This window comes from Sulfurovum sp. MH2-6, assembly GCF_058374785.1.
Map to the genome: position 1 here is coordinate 1771158 of NZ_CM178170.1, position 16954 is coordinate 1788111.

Annotated in this window: 18 protein-coding genes and 1 tRNA gene; 8 read left to right on the forward strand and 11 right to left on the reverse strand. The window is 41.0% G+C overall.

Features of this window, described 5'->3' with window-relative positions; genetic code table 11:
• Nucleotide 1: 1 nt before the first annotated feature.
• Both AC4JOV_RS09110 and AC4JOV_RS09115 read right to left on the reverse strand, forming a co-directional pair.
• Nucleotides 2-1885, reverse strand: a complete 1884-nt coding sequence (locus AC4JOV_RS09110; protein WP_318532954.1) for a TRAP transporter large permease subunit — start codon at nt 1883-1885, stop codon at nt 2-4.
• A 559-nt stretch (nt 1886-2444) separates the two neighbouring features.
• On the reverse strand, nt 2445-2954 hold the full coding sequence (locus tag AC4JOV_RS09115) for a hypothetical protein (protein ID WP_229937891.1): 510 nt from the start codon (nt 2952-2954) through the stop codon (nt 2445-2447).
• Between the two features lie 253 nt (nt 2955-3207).
• Here AC4JOV_RS09115 and AC4JOV_RS09120 point away from each other — a divergent pair, with 253 nt between their 5' ends.
• From AC4JOV_RS09120 to AC4JOV_RS09145, 6 genes are all read left to right on the forward strand, one after another.
• Nucleotides 3208-3690: a DUF4405 domain-containing protein gene (locus AC4JOV_RS09120; RefSeq protein ID WP_229937890.1), complete on the forward strand. Its 483-nt coding sequence runs from the start codon at nt 3208-3210 to the stop codon at nt 3688-3690.
• Between the two features lie 20 nt (nt 3691-3710).
• The gene (locus AC4JOV_RS09125) at nt 3711-3977 is read left to right on the forward strand and encodes a DUF2798 domain-containing protein (RefSeq protein WP_229937889.1); all 267 of its coding nucleotides are present in this window, start codon (nt 3711-3713) and stop codon (nt 3975-3977) included.
• 14 nt (nt 3978-3991) lie between these two features.
• Nucleotides 3992-4837, forward strand: a complete 846-nt coding sequence (locus AC4JOV_RS09130) for a YitT family protein (protein WP_229937888.1) — start codon at nt 3992-3994, stop codon at nt 4835-4837.
• Between the two features lie 230 nt (nt 4838-5067).
• Nucleotides 5068-5808, forward strand: coding sequence for a Rieske 2Fe-2S domain-containing protein (locus AC4JOV_RS09135; protein WP_229937887.1), 741 nt, complete (start codon nt 5068-5070; stop codon nt 5806-5808).
• Nucleotides 5809-5821: 13 nt separating this feature from the next.
• Nucleotides 5822-6247, forward strand: a complete 426-nt coding sequence (locus tag AC4JOV_RS09140; RefSeq protein ID WP_229937886.1) for a hypothetical protein — start codon at nt 5822-5824, stop codon at nt 6245-6247.
• A 117-nt stretch (nt 6248-6364) separates the two neighbouring features.
• Nucleotides 6365-7750, forward strand: a complete 1386-nt coding sequence (locus tag AC4JOV_RS09145; RefSeq protein WP_229937885.1) for an FAD-dependent oxidoreductase — start codon at nt 6365-6367, stop codon at nt 7748-7750.
• Nucleotides 7751-8189: 439 nt separating this feature from the next.
• Here the strand turns inward: AC4JOV_RS09145 and AC4JOV_RS09150 are convergent, their stop codons facing one another.
• The gene (locus tag AC4JOV_RS09150) at nt 8190-9251 is read right to left on the reverse strand and encodes a GTP pyrophosphokinase (RefSeq protein WP_229937884.1); all 1062 of its coding nucleotides are present in this window, start codon (nt 9249-9251) and stop codon (nt 8190-8192) included.
• A gap of 149 nt (nt 9252-9400) precedes the next feature.
• Nucleotides 9401-10312 (reverse strand): hypothetical protein, encoded by a 912-nt coding sequence (locus AC4JOV_RS09155; RefSeq protein WP_229937883.1) that lies wholly within the window; start codon nt 10310-10312, stop codon nt 9401-9403.
• Nucleotides 10313-10726: 414 nt separating this feature from the next.
• Here AC4JOV_RS09155 and AC4JOV_RS09160 point away from each other — a divergent pair, with 414 nt between their 5' ends.
• Nucleotides 10727-11500 carry a GIY-YIG nuclease family protein gene (locus AC4JOV_RS09160; protein ID WP_229937882.1) on the forward strand — a complete coding sequence of 258 codons (774 nt, stop codon included), beginning with the start codon at nt 10727-10729 and terminating at the stop codon, nt 11498-11500.
• 441 nt (nt 11501-11941) lie between these two features.
• Here the strand turns inward: AC4JOV_RS09160 and AC4JOV_RS09165 are convergent.
• Nucleotides 11942-12019, reverse strand: a tRNA-Pro gene (locus tag AC4JOV_RS09165).
• Between the two features lie 44 nt (nt 12020-12063).
• The gene (locus tag AC4JOV_RS09170) at nt 12064-12858 is read right to left on the reverse strand and encodes a hypothetical protein (RefSeq protein WP_229937881.1); all 795 of its coding nucleotides are present in this window, start codon (nt 12856-12858) and stop codon (nt 12064-12066) included.
• 62 nt (nt 12859-12920) lie between these two features.
• On the opposite strand from AC4JOV_RS09170, the gene AC4JOV_RS09175 reads away from it, so the two are divergent.
• Nucleotides 12921-13328: an META domain-containing protein gene (locus tag AC4JOV_RS09175; RefSeq protein WP_229937880.1), complete on the forward strand. Its 408-nt coding sequence runs from the start codon at nt 12921-12923 to the stop codon at nt 13326-13328.
• Nucleotides 13329-13769: 441 nt separating this feature from the next.
• On the opposite strand, the gene AC4JOV_RS09180 is transcribed toward AC4JOV_RS09175, so the two are convergent.
• Genes AC4JOV_RS09180 through AC4JOV_RS09200 form a run of 5 tightly spaced genes read right to left on the reverse strand, consistent with a single transcriptional unit; the run spans nt 13770 to nt 16942 of the window.
• Nucleotides 13770-15224: a Mur ligase family protein gene (locus tag AC4JOV_RS09180; RefSeq protein ID WP_229937879.1), complete on the reverse strand. Its 1455-nt coding sequence runs from the start codon at nt 15222-15224 to the stop codon at nt 13770-13772.
• On the reverse strand, nt 15224-15988 hold the full coding sequence (estV, locus tag AC4JOV_RS09185) for an EstV family lipase (protein WP_491522137.1): 765 nt from the start codon (nt 15986-15988) through the stop codon (nt 15224-15226). The genes AC4JOV_RS09180 and estV overlap by 1 nt, the downstream gene beginning before the upstream one ends.
• 52 nt (nt 15989-16040) lie before the next feature.
• Nucleotides 16041-16445, reverse strand: coding sequence for a hypothetical protein (locus AC4JOV_RS09190; protein WP_229937877.1), 405 nt, complete (start codon nt 16443-16445; stop codon nt 16041-16043).
• Nucleotides 16446-16504: 59 nt separating this feature from the next.
• Nucleotides 16505-16726, reverse strand: coding sequence for a hypothetical protein (locus tag AC4JOV_RS09195; RefSeq protein WP_229937876.1), 222 nt, complete (start codon nt 16724-16726; stop codon nt 16505-16507).
• Nucleotides 16727-16942: a DUF4177 domain-containing protein gene (locus AC4JOV_RS09200; protein WP_229937875.1), complete on the reverse strand. Its 216-nt coding sequence runs from the start codon at nt 16940-16942 to the stop codon at nt 16727-16729.
• Nucleotides 16943-16954 lie beyond the last annotated feature (12 nt).

Consider the following 16954-nt stretch of genomic DNA (forward strand, 5'->3'; position numbering starts at 1 on the left):
ATCACTTCCCAAGCAGGTAGATAAGATCAGGGAAAAACACGATGATCATCAACGCAAGCAGCTGCAGAAGGATAAACGGTATCACCCCTTTATAGATCGCAGAAGTCGTGACCTTATCTCCTGCTGCACCTTTAAGATAAAAGAGTGCAAATCCAAAAGGCGGGGTGAGGAAAGAGGCCTGAAGGTTCATCGCGATCAGGATCGCAAACCAGATAGGATCGATCCCGAAAGAGGCAATGATCGGAACAAGGATCGGCACCACGACAAAGGCGATCTCGATAAAATCGATAAAGAACCCAAGCACGAAGATCACGACCATTGCGATCAAAATAAACATCCACTTATCGCCCAGATCACCGGCAAAGAACGCCATTGCCATATCTCCGCCGCCAAGCTCATTGAAAACCAATGAGAATGCGGTCGCACCGATCAGGATCATAAAGATCATTGCTGTCAGCTTTACTGTCTCTATCGCTGCATAACGCAACATCCCTAGTGAAAAGCTTCTCTTTCCTGCTGCTAACAGTACCGCACCCAGTACCCCGATCGCTGCAGATTCGGATGGTGATGCAATCCCGGCAAAGATAGACCCGAGTACCACGCCGATAAGCAGCAGCGGCGGTATGATCTCCCTGATCGCTTCTTTCACTACTTCACCGTAAGGTTCATCGGAGACGATCGCAGGTGCCACCTCTTTGTTCAAAAATGAGATGATCAGTATATAGAGGATATAAAGTCCGATCAAAATAAGACCGGGGATAACAGCAGCTTTGAACAGATCCCCTACGGAAAGGTGCATCTGATCACCCAGGATGATCAGCACGATTGAAGGCGGGATCAACTGTCCAAGTGTACCGCTTGCAGCGATACTTCCCGAAGCAAGTGCCGGCGAGTAGTTCTGCTTCAGCATCAGCGGCAGGGCGATCAGGCTCATCATCACTACAGATGCCCCGACGATTCCCGTACTTGCAGCGAGTATCGCCCCTACCAGTACCACAGAGACCGCAAGACCGCCCCTCACTCTACCAAAAAGCTTGCCCATAGAGATCAGCAGCCCCTCCGCCATTTTTGATCTCTCCAGTATCAATCCCATAAAGATAAAAAGCGGTACTGCCATCAGGGTGACATTCCCCATGATCCCGTAAGTTCTGTAGGGCAGCATCTCCAGGACATGGAGTCCCACCTCATCGGTGATCAAAGCAAAGAAGAGTGCCGCTCCGGCAAAAACAAATGCCACCTGAAACCCGCTCATCAGTAGAAATAGGGTCAAGGCAAACATCAGGATCACAGGGTCGATCCAGTAGGCCATTCGGTGATACCATGCGGCATAGACAAGCATCCCCAGCAGAGCGATAATCCCCAGCGACTTCCAAAGCACACTTTTATGCTCTACTCTTTTGTATGCCTTTATCATCTCACTCAGTGACTGGACGAGAAGCAGTACGAATGCCACTACAAGCATTCCTTTGATCAGCCACCGATGCGTCAATCCTCCCGGATCAGATGAGACCTCCTGCTGAATGTAGCTTTGGTAGGTCATATCATAGGCATCATAGATAAAAAGCAGTGAAAAGGGGATCAGAAGAAGGAGCTGTGAGAGTATCTGTACGACTGCCTTGGTCGTGACACTGTAACGGTCAAAGAAGATATCCACCCTGACATGTTTGTCATGTTTGAGCGCATAGGTCAGCCCCAAAAGAAAAATGATATCAAAAAGATGCCACTCCACCTCCTGCAGCGCGATGGAGCCTGCACTGAAAAGGTAACGCATCACCGCATCATAGGCTACAAGCAATGAAAGTAGCACAACCAGAAAAGCTGCAAAAATACCACTGTATTTGGAGAGTCTATCAAAGTAATAGGAGAGTTTCAAACCTTCGCTCATTGTTGTTGATTGTCCATTTTATTCATAAAAATATTTTACCCTATCTCTACTTCATATCCATCTATTTTTTCAAAATAGATCTTTACGGAACTGCCAGATGTAAAGTAACAACCAGGAATCGGGGTGCAGAAAGGTTGTTTTATATTACCTCATCTTCAATAGATAGCTATTCCAAGCGGGTTACTGCTTTGTAATCAATAGATCTTATCATTACACTCATTATGGATGAACAATGATCTACGCTGTACGCACTGCCTAAAGACTTTTCATTTTCAGTGAGATAACATACATTTAACATAGATTATATACAATGAGGGATTGGCAGAAGATCAAATATTTTTTGACAGGGAGGGGGAATTGAAATGGAATCACGGAGATATTGTCCGCATTGTAAAAGTTTTGATATCCAGAGGAAAAAAAGAGGATTTTTGAGAAAATTCCTTCTCAGGGTCCCGCCTCTCTACAAATGCAACCACTGCAACAAGCTCTTTACCGCACAAGAGATGAGAGAGAAAAACAGAGCCTCGGAATGAAAAGCCTAAAGATCAGCATCTATGACCTAGTCCAATAGAAGCAACAATCCCGACGAAGCGTCACCGAGAATCGCCGACACACCCCTGTTCCCCAAAAGTTTTTTGATCCCGTTTTTGGCCTCCTTTTTCTCTTCCGCAGTCATATCGCTAGCGTCTATTCTCTCCATCAGTTCAATAAAAGCCTCAGGAATATTCACAACATGATCATCCCCTGTTGCCAGCCTATTGGGATTTTCGAGACTCTTTTGGAGAGCTTCTCTTTCCGCTTTCGGGTTCTCTTTATTTTCAATCGTTAAGAGATGTTGGGGAGGAATTCTATTGATCCCCTCCTGGAACGTATACCCGGTGACGGTAAACACCATCTCGCCGCCATCATCAAGCGGTCTGACAATCCAGTAACCGGTATCTACCACGATTTCCAGGGCTTCATCCAGAAAGGTCAGCGTGTTCCCGCTTCCAAACCTTGTTTTGTATGGTCCCCTTCTCTTCCCCTCTCCATCTATAATATAAGCATCATCCGTATACAACTTCTCCAATATCATGCCTGCAACCTGCCTTAGAATTGATAAAATACTATACCATAAACAGTGTTTTATAGATCAGCGACACTACCCTTAGTATCTTTCTGGGAAGATATATTTAAGTCCCCTTATGCTATCTTTATGCAAAGCTATGCCGGAAGAGGCTTTCCAGCAGGTGATCTACTTATTTCCTCGTCTCTGATGTCAGGGAGTTACAGCGTTGACAAAAGCTAACCGTATGAGGATTTACTTCAAACAAAGGATAGAGATGACAGACCAAGAGATAAAGACAGGTATCACCTCATTGACGGCACTGGTATTTATGGTCGTCGGTACGACCGGGGTACTCCTCTACTTCCATCTTATTGAAACATATATTAAAGCGCTGCATGAGATACTCGGGCTCTTTTTTGTCGGGGTCGCCGGCCTGCATCTATACTCCCACTGGAAACCGATGCAGCGTCATATGAGAAAGAGACAGTTTTCAGTCTACCTCTTGCTTCTGGGGATTATCTCTCTTTTTTTTATCGCTTCGTCAGGAAATGGGGAGAATCCGAAACAAAAGATCATTATCGCTGTACTGGATGCACCGTTGGAGGTTTCTCTGCCTCTCTTAAAAAGTGATAGAGAGAGATTTGAGTCAAAATTAAAAGCCATGGGGATCACGATAAACAATGCCGACACTATCCGTGATATTGCCAAACAAAACCGCCGTTCTCCGTTTGATCTGGTCAATGCAATGACAGAGTAACCGATAGAGAAAGCAGCCCTATGATACCAAAAAAGTACGAACAGTTACTCTTTGCTTTTCTCATTTCCCTCAAAATGTCACGCATTATGTCAGGTGTTATTACCTCTATCAAGCCCGGTCTGCCTGACACCTTTTTAGGACGTTGGTACAACGCCTGGTATCAAGCCTTTATGGTTGCGCTCCCCGCCATTTTGCTGGTTGGCCCTTTGGTACGCAAATCAATCATCCTCCAAATAGCCCTTCTAAAAGGCAGGAGATTTAGCCGTATAGGCAATTTTATACTATAGATGGAGTCCTTTTTATGGATCGTTATACTCACTTGATTCAAACTGTTTTTGTTCTGCTTGGCGCACTCTCACTTGCCTTTGGTGCAGTAGGGTTTCTCTCTCCCAATGAGATCATCACCGGAGGGGGTATCGGTATCTCTTTACTCCTCCATATGCTGTTCCCTTCATTGACGCTGGGGACACTGATTGCACTGGTGAGTATACCCTTTATTGTTTTGGGCTATTTCTATTTTGGGAAATATTACACACTCAAAACATTTATAGCGATAGCATTGACCTCACTTTTTACTGACCTTTTCAGAGAAGTACTGCTCCTGCCTGCCCTGACACACGATACGTTACTCTCAGCCATTTTTGGCGGTATATTTATCGGTCTGGGTGTCGGGTTGATCATAAAAGGGCGTTCATCGACAGGAAGTACCTCGGTAGTGGGGGAGATCGTAGCAATGAAGAGCCGGTATAAAACCGGGGAGGTACTGTTGCTCATCGATGCGATGATCATGGGTGCTTCACTCTTTGTCTATGATCGTATCGACCAGTCTCTTTACAGCATGGTAAGTGTCTACATTACTTCAAAGGTCGTTGATATGCTTTTAACCGGCCGTTCTTCCCGTAAACTGGTAAATATCGTTTCAGACAATACAGAACAACTTACCGATCAGATACGCGAACTGATCGAAGAGCACGGTACGATTGTCAGCGGTATAGGGCTGCACAAGGGTCAGCAGAAACGCATTATCTTCCTTGCTGTAGATGTTTCACGTATCGAAGCACTCAAGCGTCTGATTCAAAAGAGTGACCCCGAAGCACTGCTCATTATTGCCGAGGCCAGTGAGTTTCAGGGACGGGGATGGAAATAAGCCCGGAATATGCGACCACCTTGCATCATTCACAGGGGTTCGAGCGATCCGCTTTTCCTCCCTATATCTTCAAAACGCACCACGGATAGGCCTAATACACGTAATGGAACCCCTTTTTATCGCTACAAGCAGAAAAAAAATGCATTATGATCACTTAATTAAATTATTTAATAGAATTTTCATCTATCTGTACTTATAATAAATAGATAATTTTAACCATAAGGATTCTAATGCAAAGAAGAAGTTTTTTAAAAATCACAGGAGCTTCAGCTATGGCTGTCGTAATCGCTCCCTCCCTTATCACACAGAGGCTCTATGCAGAGGATGGGCTTTCACTTTATGAGAGCTATGAGAAGGTACAGCTGAAAGATGCAGAGGGCAATCCGCTCAAAGCAAGTGCCTTGACGGTCGAAGAGAACTACGTGTTCAATTTTCCCCATATCGCTACCCCCTGTATCCTGGTAGATCTGGGACGCCCGGCAAACACAAATGTCAAACTCAAAGCAGATGACGGTACGGAATATATCTTCAAAGGCGGTCTTGGAAAAAACAACTCTATCGTAGCCTATTCGGCGATCTGCCCGCACCAGATGACACATCCTACTCCCGATGACAGCTTCTTCCAGTACCTTGAGAGAAAAGGGAAAACACTTGCCCTGCCCAAAGCAGAAGAGGCAGGCGTATTTGTCTGCTCCTCCCACCTTTCGGCTTTTGACCCGGTCAATGGAGGAAAAGCCATTGCAGGGCCTGCAACAGAGGGATTGACACAGATTGTACTCGAGATCGATGACAATGATGAGATCTGGGCAGTAGGGGCGTTGGGACCGAACCGCTTTCACGACTATATGGATGCGTTCAAACCGGAATTCAAAAAATACTATAAAAATAAAAGAAAAGCAAAAAGACTCGTGAAAGATGAGGCAAAAGTGGTTACGCTTAAGCATTTTTCTAAAGATATTATTCAATACTAAACAGGAGCAACACATGATACGAAAATTCGGAAAACTACTACTCTTCACCTCTCTCTTTGCAGCAACAACACTTACTGCGGAGGAGAAACCCTATACCAAAGCAGACAGGATCCAGGATATGATCACGATGGCAGAGGGGATGGAACAGATCCAGTCAGGACTGCTCTACAGATGCAAAGAAGGCAAATGTATCATCAAAGGTGCAGAAGATATCAAATCCGTTCTTGCTCACCTGGAACATGTCGATCCCAAAGACTTTCTCGATAAAGAACAGCAGTACGCCTATAAGTTTGCAAAAAAAAGACAACTGATGCTCTCCATGTATCTCAATGAGATGCTGGAGGAGCTTGATCGCAAGGATATGGATGCGGTAGCCCACAACTATGGCCTGGCACTGAGAGAGTGTACCTCGTGTCATATGAGGTTACGCGCAAACTAATAATTATTATTAGTAAATTTTATTTTATATTTTTTATTAAATTAATCTATAAAATTCATAATTTATTTAAGTTTTACTTGTTAAGATAGCGGTACATCAAAAAAAAGGAAGGTTCATATGAGTATGGAAAGAAGAGATTTATTTAAACTTGCAGGTGTGGCTGCGGCAGCTGCCGTCATCCCGTCAGTAGCTGTCACAACAGCTGATGCAGCGGAAATGGCAAACAAGGCAAGCGGAAAAACAGTTCTTGTAGTGGGCGGCGGTTTCGGCGGTCTGACGATAGCAAAAGAGCTGAAGAAAAAAGATAAAAGCATTGATGTAACTGTGATCGAGAAGAAAGATATCTTTATGGCATGTCCGTTCAGCAACACCTATCTTGGCGGTCTTGAAGATGTTTCCCTCGAAACATTGACACATGACTTCTATGCACCTGCTCAAAAGCACGGGTACAATTTTGTACAGGCAGAGGTAACGGCGATCGACAGAGCAGCCAAAACAGTGACCACAACAAACGGGACCTTCACTTATGATATCCTGGTACTCTCTCCGGGTATCGCCTATGACTACAAGGGAGAGTTCCCTGACTGGAGTGAGGAGAAGATCGCGCATGTAGCACAGGCTTGTCCTGCGGCTTTGATGCCGGGGAGCGAACACCTTGCACTCAAGAGACAGCTTGTCGATATGGATGACGGTGATGTAGTGATCGTGCCGCCTGCACAAGGAAAGTACAGATGTCCTCCTGCACCGTATGAGAGAACATCCATGGTCGCCAATTATTTAAAAGAAGAGGGAATCAAAGGAAAAGTGATCGTACTTGATACCAGAGGCGGTAAGTTCTCCAAAGGTGCAGCATTCAAAGAGAGTTGGAAAGACCTCTATGACGGGATCATTGACTATAAAGGATTTACCAAGGTAATCGATGTCGATCCTGCAAAAAATGAGATCACCTATCTTGAGTTCAATGATGAAGTCTCACTGCTTGAAGCGGACCCTGAAGAAGCAACAAAACATACAATCAAATACCAGGTATGTAACCTTATCCCGAACAACATCTGTTCACCGGTGATCAAAATGGCCGGGCTTGAAACAAATCCTGCAGGATTTGCGCTCATGGATGGATATACGCTCAGATCAAAAACGGATAAAAATATTTATGTGATCGGTGATGCGGTAAGTCATGGTATCCCGCCAAGCGGTCATACAGCGATCTGGACGGCAAAACGTGCTGCATCTCAGGTTGTTGCTCAGCTTGCTGGAAAATCATTTGATCCAAAAGCGGGTCTGCCGGTGCCTGTAGGTAACGTATGTTACTCTATGGTCAGCGGAAACCCGGAAGAAGCGATCATGGTAACCCATGAGTTTGTTGCACATGAAAACGGTATGATTGTAGGGAAAGGAAATGTTCCTAAGCCAAAAGACGGGAATGGTAAATTCCGATCAAAAGGAACAGGTAAAGCGACAAGAGAGTGGTTTGCAGGTGTAAAACGCGAACTCTTCCTCTAGGACCGAAAGTCCGCGGCACGCTGCCGCGGCACCCTCTTTTATTCCACGCATCTCACGCTTATATATTACCCTCTTATACTATTTTAGAAAATGCTTTGTAGCAATGAAAAGATCAGTCATTTTGAAAAAAATCAGAGTGAAGGTATACATGAGATAACGATACACTGGTCGGAGCGACCGGACTTGAACCCAAATAACAAATCTCTGTATCCCCCTATTTTGGGGATTGAGAAGAATTTAAAAATAATTGTCAGTAGATAATGGGCACTTTTGACTGACAATTTCACTGACAGATTGACTTAGCAGTGTGAGGGATTTGAAAACTACCCTACTCTATACCGAAGTCCGTAAATACGGCACTCACTTAAAAAACAGTTAGTTGTTGGCAAACAAAATACGAACAAATTTGGCAGAGTCTGCCAAACTCTCATTCAAGATATTAGTAATCAGTAAGTTTAACACTATATTTTTTTTCTAATTCATGCCAATCTATTCCACAATTCATAAAAAACTCATATTCTTGATCATAATTTTCATGATTTGACCAAATCCATAGTTCTGGTGAATGTTCTAACTGAAGTACTTCATTAAAATATTTATCAGGATCAGTCACAATCAAAATTCTTCTAATCAAACCGGTTTCATAAATTTGACGTTGTTTATCAGATAATATTTTAATTGCATTTTCAAATTTATCAGTGATTAATTTATTTATATCTTCTAGAGTATTTAACCCAAACATCTCTAATTCAGTTATTATTTCGGCATCAGTACTTGGAATTAATAGATTTCCTTTCCCCTCAAACAATTCTTTAAAACGAGTAAGTAGAAATTGATTTAATGTTGTAGAACTAATAGGAATATTCAAAAACCCTTTTGCTGTATTCTCTGAAGTATTTTTTGCAATTAAATCAATCTCATTTGATATATTATTGAACTCTCTATCTGCCATTTCAAGAACACCAGATAAGATTTTAAATCTTCTTCCTATTTCAGGAGGTAGTTTTCCAGTAAATTTATAGTTTCTATCATGTTCAATTTCTGCCCAGGCATGTTGTAAGATTGTCCTCACCTGTATTTCGAAGTATTTGCCTGTGTATTGTTTATTTTCCGGTAGTTCTAATCTTAGTTTATCTAATGACGCTATAAAGTGGATGGATTTATAACCTACTTTGTCAATACCTAATTCTTCACTTTTATTTGTACTATTTCCAGTATCTATATCAAATATATCTTCAATTACTTTGCAAACTTTTGCAACTTCATCTTCAACATATGTAATAATTCGTATTCCAGCATAATCTTGTATTTGCTCTTGAGGATTATCATACTTTCCCTTAGATATTTTCCCCTTTACACTTTCTAGTTCTTTTACTCGTGAAGTAATAATATGATATGAAATATTTTGCATTTCAAATACTTCAGAAAGTAAAGATTCTACTTTTTCTGCTAGTCTTTTATATATTGGTCTATTCTTTATATACCATTTAGTTACATCCATAAAACTTCATACCTCTTTTTATCAAAAAAATAAAATAATTTTAAGTTTAACATTAATCTTTAAAAACTTTGTTGACCATGTAGGGGGTTATCACTGACAAATAATATAATAATATTTTCCCCGTCCCACCTCTAAGAGAAGTGATAATATTATTTCATTTTTGGCATTTCAAGTTCAGTTAAGGGATAATATTTTCCTTTTACTGAGACAAATTGATCTAATAATTCTTCTAGTTCTTGATGAAGATTTTTATTTTTTATTTTTATTGTACCATCCATAAAATTTTGTTCAAATTTTTTATATACTTGAACATGAAGAGTGATAGCTGCATATTTAACTTCTTTATAGATGACTTCTTTTATTTTATTTATTGCATTTTCATTTAAATAGTGTAATCCAGTATGACTAGTTACTTCAAACATATTTGTAATATCAATACTAAGAATAGTTTTATTATTTGCATATGTTTTTTTATTCTTTTCTAAAATTTTTTTAATAATTTTCTCTACAATTTCATCATTTTGAGGATTTTTATCGAATTTGACTGATGTACATTCTAGAAAAAATGTTTTATTATTATATATTTCAAAATCTGGTGATTCTCTTTTTTTAAATTTTATTTTATTCTTTAATAAACTACCTGTTATTGATACTTCAAATTTATGTCCATAAAAAGCATTATCGTAAAGATTGCTTTTTATATTTTTTTTTATTTTTTTATAAAGTTTTTTATTGTATTCCCCAACTGCTTTTAAATTATGAATAAAAAAAGCTAAATTTCCTAATTCAGCACGAGCTTTATGATATTTTTTTTGTAAATAAAATTCTGTAATATTATTCGTCATTAGCCTTAATTTATTCTTTTTATTATTTTTATCTAATAAACAATTAGTACCAAAGATATTTTTTAAATCTTTTATAATTTGTTGTTGATAGAAAGATAAATCATGATATATGATTTTCTCTAATGGTATATCTATAGAGTCAATTTGACTTTTACATAAATCACATATTTTATTGTTAAAAGAATATTTTTTACATTTTTGACATATAGCTCCCAAAGCATTCCTTTTATGTTTTCTAGTATAGATTATTATTTTATTATTTCAAAAAGTAACACTTAAAAACATTATTTCATATTTTTACTTTATCTTTTTTTGGATTATTTTAATTATAAAATGAAATTAAATTATGAATAATTTGTATATAAAGTATATATAAATTAAATATACTTTATATACATAAAATAACAAAAACTTATTATTGACATAGTATTTTAAAATGGAATATAGTTCTTCTAACAACAAAACAAATTGTTAGGGGTAATCATGAAAAACAAAAATCAAACAGATCAAAAGATATATTCTTATAAAGACTGTCTCCAATATCTATATATTGGGATACTAGGAACTCTATTCTTTCTTTCATTTTCTGCTTTGGCATTTATAAAAACTGTTGAGTGGTTGGGGTGATATATGAAAGGAGTATATATTTTAATCGATAAGACTTGCAATCTTATAAAGATTGGTAAAACTATGAATCTAAAACAGCGTTTATCATCCTTTAAATATAATCCAAATTATTTCTTTGATTTGGAACAAAGTTACTTTATTGAAACAAGATATCGTTCTAGAGTAGAAAATACATTACACTTTATTTGTGATGATTTTCACCATCCGCATCTTTCAAAATCTGATGGATATTCAGAGTTTTTCAATATCGAATGTTTAGATCAGTTATTGTCTTTTATTCAAGAACATGAACATAAGTTTCATAGATTTTCAAAAATTAATAATTTTTTGGAATCTAGTACTAGAGCCTTATCTCTTATTGAATCGCGAAATAAAAATAGTGATAATCTAAATCGTATACTTCGGCATAAAGCTTCTTTCTTAAAACATTTATTTAAATTGCATGATCAGGATATTCTCAATGTTAGATATCGTGATTGTACGGACAGTTTAGCGTTATACGATTATTATTTAATTACTATCAAAATCTATCCTGATTATGCTGAAACAATATGTAGGTTGAAATCATTTTTTTATTTGTATGTTTCTCGATTAAATGATCCATCGTTAGGGAGTCATACTGGATATAAATTTTTTACTTCATTATTTGATTTTGCTGGTTTCTCATTAAGTGACCCGATTTTAGTATTTTCTATCCATAAAATTCACGATTCTAATTTTTATATGAAAGTTATGAATCCAATATTTAAAAAACTTGATGATCTGATCTCATCATAATACAACTGGGCTATTAGGTAAGTTTACAACTCCAAAAACTCAAAAGAGTATAAGAGAAGTCCCTATCTTTGATGATCTAGTACCATATCTTAAAAAATTGCCTAAAAGTATGTGACTTTTTGCTAAAGAAGATAGTACACACTTGAAAAGTGTATCAGGCAACAAATTAAAAGTGTAGAAAGAACTTTTGAAAGAATGCAATATAGAGTATCGAAAACTCTATAGTACTCGTCATACTTTCATAGTTTCTATGCTGAAGTATAGTGATCTAAGTATTTTAGAGATCGCACAAATTGTTGGTCATACAAATACTCAAATGATCATTCAAAACTATGGAAAATTCATTAAAGGTGAACACTTGAAAGTGGATAGAGGTTTAACGTTATTTACTGACAAATCCACTGACAGTAAAACAGAGATAAAGTCATTTAAGGCTTAAAATGGTCGGAGCGACCGGACTTGAACCGGCGACCTCTACCACCCCAAGGTAGCACGCTAGCCAGACTGCGCCACGCCCCGATAAGAAGGGGAGTATTATACATGATATAAACTAAAGAAAACGTTTACTTCCAGTAGGTATCCAACCTCACATTCCAGCCTTTTCGCCACCGCTCTTCGCCTCGTTGCGGAGGAGAGTTTTTGATACGTCTGCTGAGCATCGCTTTGGCACTCTCCGCAAATGCCCTATATTTATCCGGCGCATCTTCATCCAAGTGCTCAAGAACCTGCAGCAGCCCCCATCCCTCCCCTTTATAACGTTCACTCTCCAGTGTCCCTTCCCCCTTGAAGTTGGTATAATCCAGCAGGATATAGAGTCCTCTCTCATCGATCGAACCGTCCGCATGATAGAGGATATGGTTGAAACGTCTTTTGATAAGCTGCTGTTTCTGAGACTCTTTAATCGTACCGAGCATCTGGGGAAGTGCCTCAGCAAGTCTTAGCGCCATAAATTCCGCCTGCTGCGGCATCGTACGTTTGAGGAAAGCAAAGAGCTCACGGTACTTTTTGCTATTGGCTTTTTTGGCACGGTAGAACTCGGCCTTGGAGTTCCATGGAAGCGGTGTTTTGGCATGTAACCACTTTGGCATCACGACATTACGCTCCTCCATAAAAGCAACTACCATAGGGAATACCTCTCTGAAACGCTCGGTATGTCCCCTGCTGAACCAGATAAAGTGCCCGATCCCCACCGAAGCGAAATCCTCCCCCTCGTTCCAGTGCACCAGGTATCTGTCCAGTCCGGCCCCCTCATTCATCCAAACCTTCTTGGCAATAAACTCTGCCTGATTCTTGGTCAGCTTCAACTCCGAAGAGAAAAGTAATATCGTACTCAACAGTAAAAACAGTATTGCCCTCATAAATGCTCCATTAATCATTATCCAATATACTATCAAAAATCAGATTACAGGGGATACAGTTCATGCATTACAAGCTCATTTTCACAGGAGTTCTCTTCTCCACACTGCTTTGGAGTCAAACCAACACGCTCAATGGCAACTGGCATGTCCGTGTCATGGATGGGAAGGATGTACGCAAGGCCAGAGCGATACTCGATCTTGATCTCGATCAGATGAAACTCTCAGGTTTTGATGCATGCAACCGTATGAGTGCAGCACTCATCAAAAAGAGTGAAAACAACCTCTTGGCACCACAGCTGAATACCACACGTATGGCCTGCAGACAATCGATACATACGTGGGTAAGCGAACGTCTGCATCAAATGATAAAAGATGGATTCACCATAAAAGAGGAGAAAAGATACGGTATCAAAGGGCTGACACTCAAAAGCTCAAGCCATGAGCTCTTTTTGAAAAAGATGGGGGAATAGAATTAATCGTGAATAGTGAAAGAGTTTCATTATCGGGTTTTGCACACTCTTAATGGATAAAAGCTTTTCACTGAAAAGCTTACCAACCCTGCTACTTGCTCCCTTCTACCTGCTACTTACCTGTCAACCCTTTCTTCTGAGTTTGCTGTAGGTTTGGCTTGAGCGTGTAAGTGGAGCGAAAGAGTTTACTCAGCAGTAAATGACTGAGCGGAACGAAGCGGTCAATCAAAAATATAGTAACTAAACCTTTCATCTGAGTTTGCTGTAGGTTTGGTCTAATGGGTGTGAGTGAAGTGAGAGAGCTTACTTATCGTAAGTGACCGAATATGAGAAGCGTTAAGCAAAGGCAAACTGCTTTGCCTTTGTAGCTTCGGAACCAAAATGGTCGGAACGGAGTGAAGCCATGTAGGCAAAGCCCATTCGATCAAAGATGCAGTAAAATCAGATGAAAGAGGGTGCGTCGTTGGCAAAAAGGATCAGATCCCCCACCCTCGTCTCTTCGACCAGCATCTGCTCCATCTTCGCTTTACTCTCCAGTTTCCCCAGCTTGCCCGCATCGACATGTGCTTTGAAGATCGGGTAGTTTAGGTCACCGGTAACGATCACTTTGTCAAAGACCTCATTGGCTCTCTGTGCCACCTCTACATTGAGTGCATCATCCACCTCAACCAGGCCCGGAGTGATAAGGACTTTTCTTCCCTTATACGTTTTTGCCAGATCAAAGGAAGCCATCATCCCGTCGATATTCCCGTTGAAACTGTCATCAAGGATCACCTTTCCGCCTGCATCGATACGCTGGAGTCTGTGTGCCACAGGTTTTAGAGTAGCCAATCCCTCTTGTATCTCCTCGGTACTCAATCCAAGCTCTTTGGCGATCTGTACCGCTGCAGCAAGGTTCATCGCATTGAAAGCACCCAGGATATTTGCCTGATACGCTACACCGTCAAGTCTGAAGCTGGTACCCTCCAGTGTCGCTTTCACCTCTTCGATAACAGCCTGAGGTGCCGGAAGCACGGTCTTGATGTTCAGGTTCTCCTTGCTTCCGAAGGTGTGCACATTCTCTTCGGGTTTCACCATCGCACTCTCATGTACCCACGCACTCTTCAAACGTTTGCTGAGCAGGATCTCCATTTTTGTGTTGCGGATGTTCTCCAGAGTCTTGAAGTACTCGATATGTGCCGGACCGATCTTCCCCACTACGACATAGTGCGGGTTGACAAAAGTCGTGATCTCCTTGATATCCCCTTCTCCTCTAGCCCCCATCTCAACGACATAGACTTCCGTGTCGGCAGGCAGATCATCATTGACATCTTTCATAACACCGCCGAGTGTATTGACTGAACGCGGGGTCGCATAGGTCTTGTATTTTGTACTCAGAATATGTGCGATGAAGTTCTTGATGCTGGTCTTACCGTAACTGGCAGTGATCCCTACAACGATCATATCCTCCATGCTTTCAAGCTTCTGCTCTGCTTTACGCTTGAAGCCCGCAAAAAGCATCTTCTCAATGAACATCGAGACAAAGTATGCCAGGAAAAGCGGAAGTACGACACCAAAGTGTTTGAAAGCAACGGCAATAAAGATCGCAAATAGAAAGAGGGCTGCATAGAAGCGCTTCACCCTACCTGTAAATACCAGCGGCTTATCGAGTCCCTTGTACCATAGATAGAGCAGCGGAAGATAGGCAAGTGCGACAATAAACCCGAACCCGCTCACCCCGTCTACCACGGCATAGAGTGCAAAGGGTACCAAAAAGTAGACAAAGTGCCACCATGTCTTGGTATGGTGTAAGACCACACGTTCAAGCTTATAGCTGTACCACTGCAGGTTGGTGATGAAGTAGTACCCTAGAGCGGCAATGAAAAGTAGGTAGGCGATAGCGTTGAGTATTAACATTAATTTTGTTCCTTACATTCTTCGGTAATGGTTTGTGCGATAAACGCCTTATGCTGCAAAAAGAAGTAGTGGTCCCCGTCAAGCGGGTAAAACTTGCTCTCAGGGATCAATCCTGCGATCTTTTCACCCGTATAGAGCGGTGTAGCCGTATCCTCTTTCCCCCAGAAACAGAGCGCTTTGGAACGGCTTCTTGCAAACTCGTGTTCAAAGTCCTCATCGACCACGTTTTTGAAGGTCTCATACATCTCATGGCTCATCCCCGCGACATCGGCTGAACGGAAGATATCCCGGAGCTTCTTGAACCCCAGCGGTTTCAGCAGTTTAAAGGTAGCGATCTTCACTTTGACCGACCACGGCTTTTCTGTTACCACACCGGCACTCGAGAGCAGTACAAGGCAAGGCGTATTCAACAGGGTAGCTACCTTGCCGCCAAACGAGTGCCCCATAGCGATCTTAGGCGATACGCCCAACGCTTCCAAAAACAGAGCAACGATTCTGCCGTAATCTTCGGTGGTAAGGATCATCTGATTGCTGCTTTTCCCAAACCCCGGCATATCCAGATAGATATGTTTGTACTCAGGAAGTGTTTTCCCAAAAGCCTGCTTCATGATCTCTTTGTTGCTGCCCCAGCCGTGAAGGATAAGGATCGCGTCTTCGGCGGTGGGGTTAAGAAGTTCATAGGAGAGCTGAAATGGTTGATTGTTATAGAATATCTCTTTTGATGCCATAGTATACCGTTCAATAAAATTGGTGTATTTTATCATAACGGCACTTATGCTACAGACTGAAGTGCAGCGTAAGCTTTTTCTTCAAAAACTAGAGTTGGGAAAGGGGGAAAGTCGTCTTCGTTCCCTGGGATCTCGGTTCATCATTAAAACGTTCCCTTATCGTGACATTACCGTTGCTCACACTGAAGGTGATCAGCGCATCACCCTTTTTGGTTCTCCAACGCCCTTTTGCTGAGCCCCAGATAACCCGCTTGCCCTCCACTCTGCACTTATACTCATACCGGTCATTCTCACCCGCTATACGGTAATGAAGAGAGACGATCCCATCCTTTTCTTGTTCTGTGTCAATAGCCCTTGGATCAACCCCCATCACAGAGGAGAGTGCAGCTTTACAGACCTGAAGATGGGTATAGGTATCACCGGACGCACCATACAGCGTATGGGAAAGCAGTAACCAAACTGAAAAAAACGTCATTTTGTTTAGATTAAACATCCATTCCCCTTTGGATCAATGATATTTGAGGTGACGTTGAGAAGTAAATGCACAAATCACTAATCAATATACTTATCATCCTTCATACTCTTCTCTTCTATATACTCCCTATAGAGCAGTGCGACACCGAAAGTCACTACGATAAGTACGCCTGCCGTAATCGTAAGCTTCACAAAAACCGTCCAGCTTACCACCTCGATCCAAAGTTGCAGCAGAAGAAGTATCGCATAAAACACAAAAACCATACCGCTGACAATACTTGCAATTTTCATTACTTTCATCTATCTTCTCTCTCTTTTCATAATGACCACATACCCCTCTCTTTTAAAGAAAAGCAGCATTCTTCTTATATCTTTCTCCATGGTAACGACTTCCCAGCCTTCCCTGGCATTGGCATTGAGAAACTCTGAAAAACGTACAGGATTGATCTTGGATTCACCAAGGAGCAGTGATCCAAGCATCCCCTCCTGATAGATAACTGCTTTATACTCTTTCATCTGCTTTCCTCT

What these genes read in the sequence shown, in the direction of transcription:
- estV (WP_491522137.1), bottom strand. Translation starts at nt 15,988, where the DNA reads ATGATAAAATACACCAATTTTATTGAACGGTATACTATGGCATCAAAA.
- AC4JOV_RS09170 (WP_229937881.1), bottom strand. Translation starts at nt 12,858, where the DNA reads ATGAGGGCAATACTGTTTTTACTGTTGAGTACGATATTACTTTTCTCT.
- AC4JOV_RS09190 (WP_229937877.1), bottom strand. Translation starts at nt 16,445, where the DNA reads ATGTTTAATCTAAACAAAATGACGTTTTTTTCAGTTTGGTTACTGCTT.
- AC4JOV_RS09195 (WP_229937876.1), bottom strand. Translation starts at nt 16,726, where the DNA reads ATGAAAGTAATGAAAATTGCAAGTATTGTCAGCGGTATGGTTTTTGTG.
- AC4JOV_RS09200 (WP_229937875.1), bottom strand. Translation starts at nt 16,942, where the DNA reads ATGAAAGAGTATAAAGCAGTTATCTATCAGGAGGGGATGCTTGGATCA.
- AC4JOV_RS09160 (WP_229937882.1), top strand. Translation starts at nt 10,727, where the DNA reads ATGAAAGGAGTATATATTTTAATCGATAAGACTTGCAATCTTATAAAG.
- AC4JOV_RS09175 (WP_229937880.1), top strand. Translation starts at nt 12,921, where the DNA reads ATGCATTACAAGCTCATTTTCACAGGAGTTCTCTTCTCCACACTGCTT.
- AC4JOV_RS09150 (WP_229937884.1), bottom strand. Translation starts at nt 9,251, where the DNA reads ATGGATGTAACTAAATGGTATATAAAGAATAGACCAATATATAAAAGA.
- AC4JOV_RS09145 (WP_229937885.1), top strand. Translation starts at nt 6,365, where the DNA reads ATGAGTATGGAAAGAAGAGATTTATTTAAACTTGCAGGTGTGGCTGCG.
- AC4JOV_RS09130 (WP_229937888.1), top strand. Translation starts at nt 3,992, where the DNA reads ATGGATCGTTATACTCACTTGATTCAAACTGTTTTTGTTCTGCTTGGC.
- AC4JOV_RS09135 (WP_229937887.1), top strand. Translation starts at nt 5,068, where the DNA reads ATGCAAAGAAGAAGTTTTTTAAAAATCACAGGAGCTTCAGCTATGGCT.
- AC4JOV_RS09140 (WP_229937886.1), top strand. Translation starts at nt 5,822, where the DNA reads ATGATACGAAAATTCGGAAAACTACTACTCTTCACCTCTCTCTTTGCA.
- AC4JOV_RS09180 (WP_229937879.1), bottom strand. Translation starts at nt 15,224, where the DNA reads ATGTTAATACTCAACGCTATCGCCTACCTACTTTTCATTGCCGCTCTA.
- AC4JOV_RS09120 (WP_229937890.1), top strand. Translation starts at nt 3,208, where the DNA reads ATGACAGACCAAGAGATAAAGACAGGTATCACCTCATTGACGGCACTG.
- AC4JOV_RS09110 (WP_318532954.1), bottom strand. Translation starts at nt 1,885, where the DNA reads ATGAGCGAAGGTTTGAAACTCTCCTATTACTTTGATAGACTCTCCAAA.
- AC4JOV_RS09125 (WP_229937889.1), top strand. Translation starts at nt 3,711, where the DNA reads ATGATACCAAAAAAGTACGAACAGTTACTCTTTGCTTTTCTCATTTCC.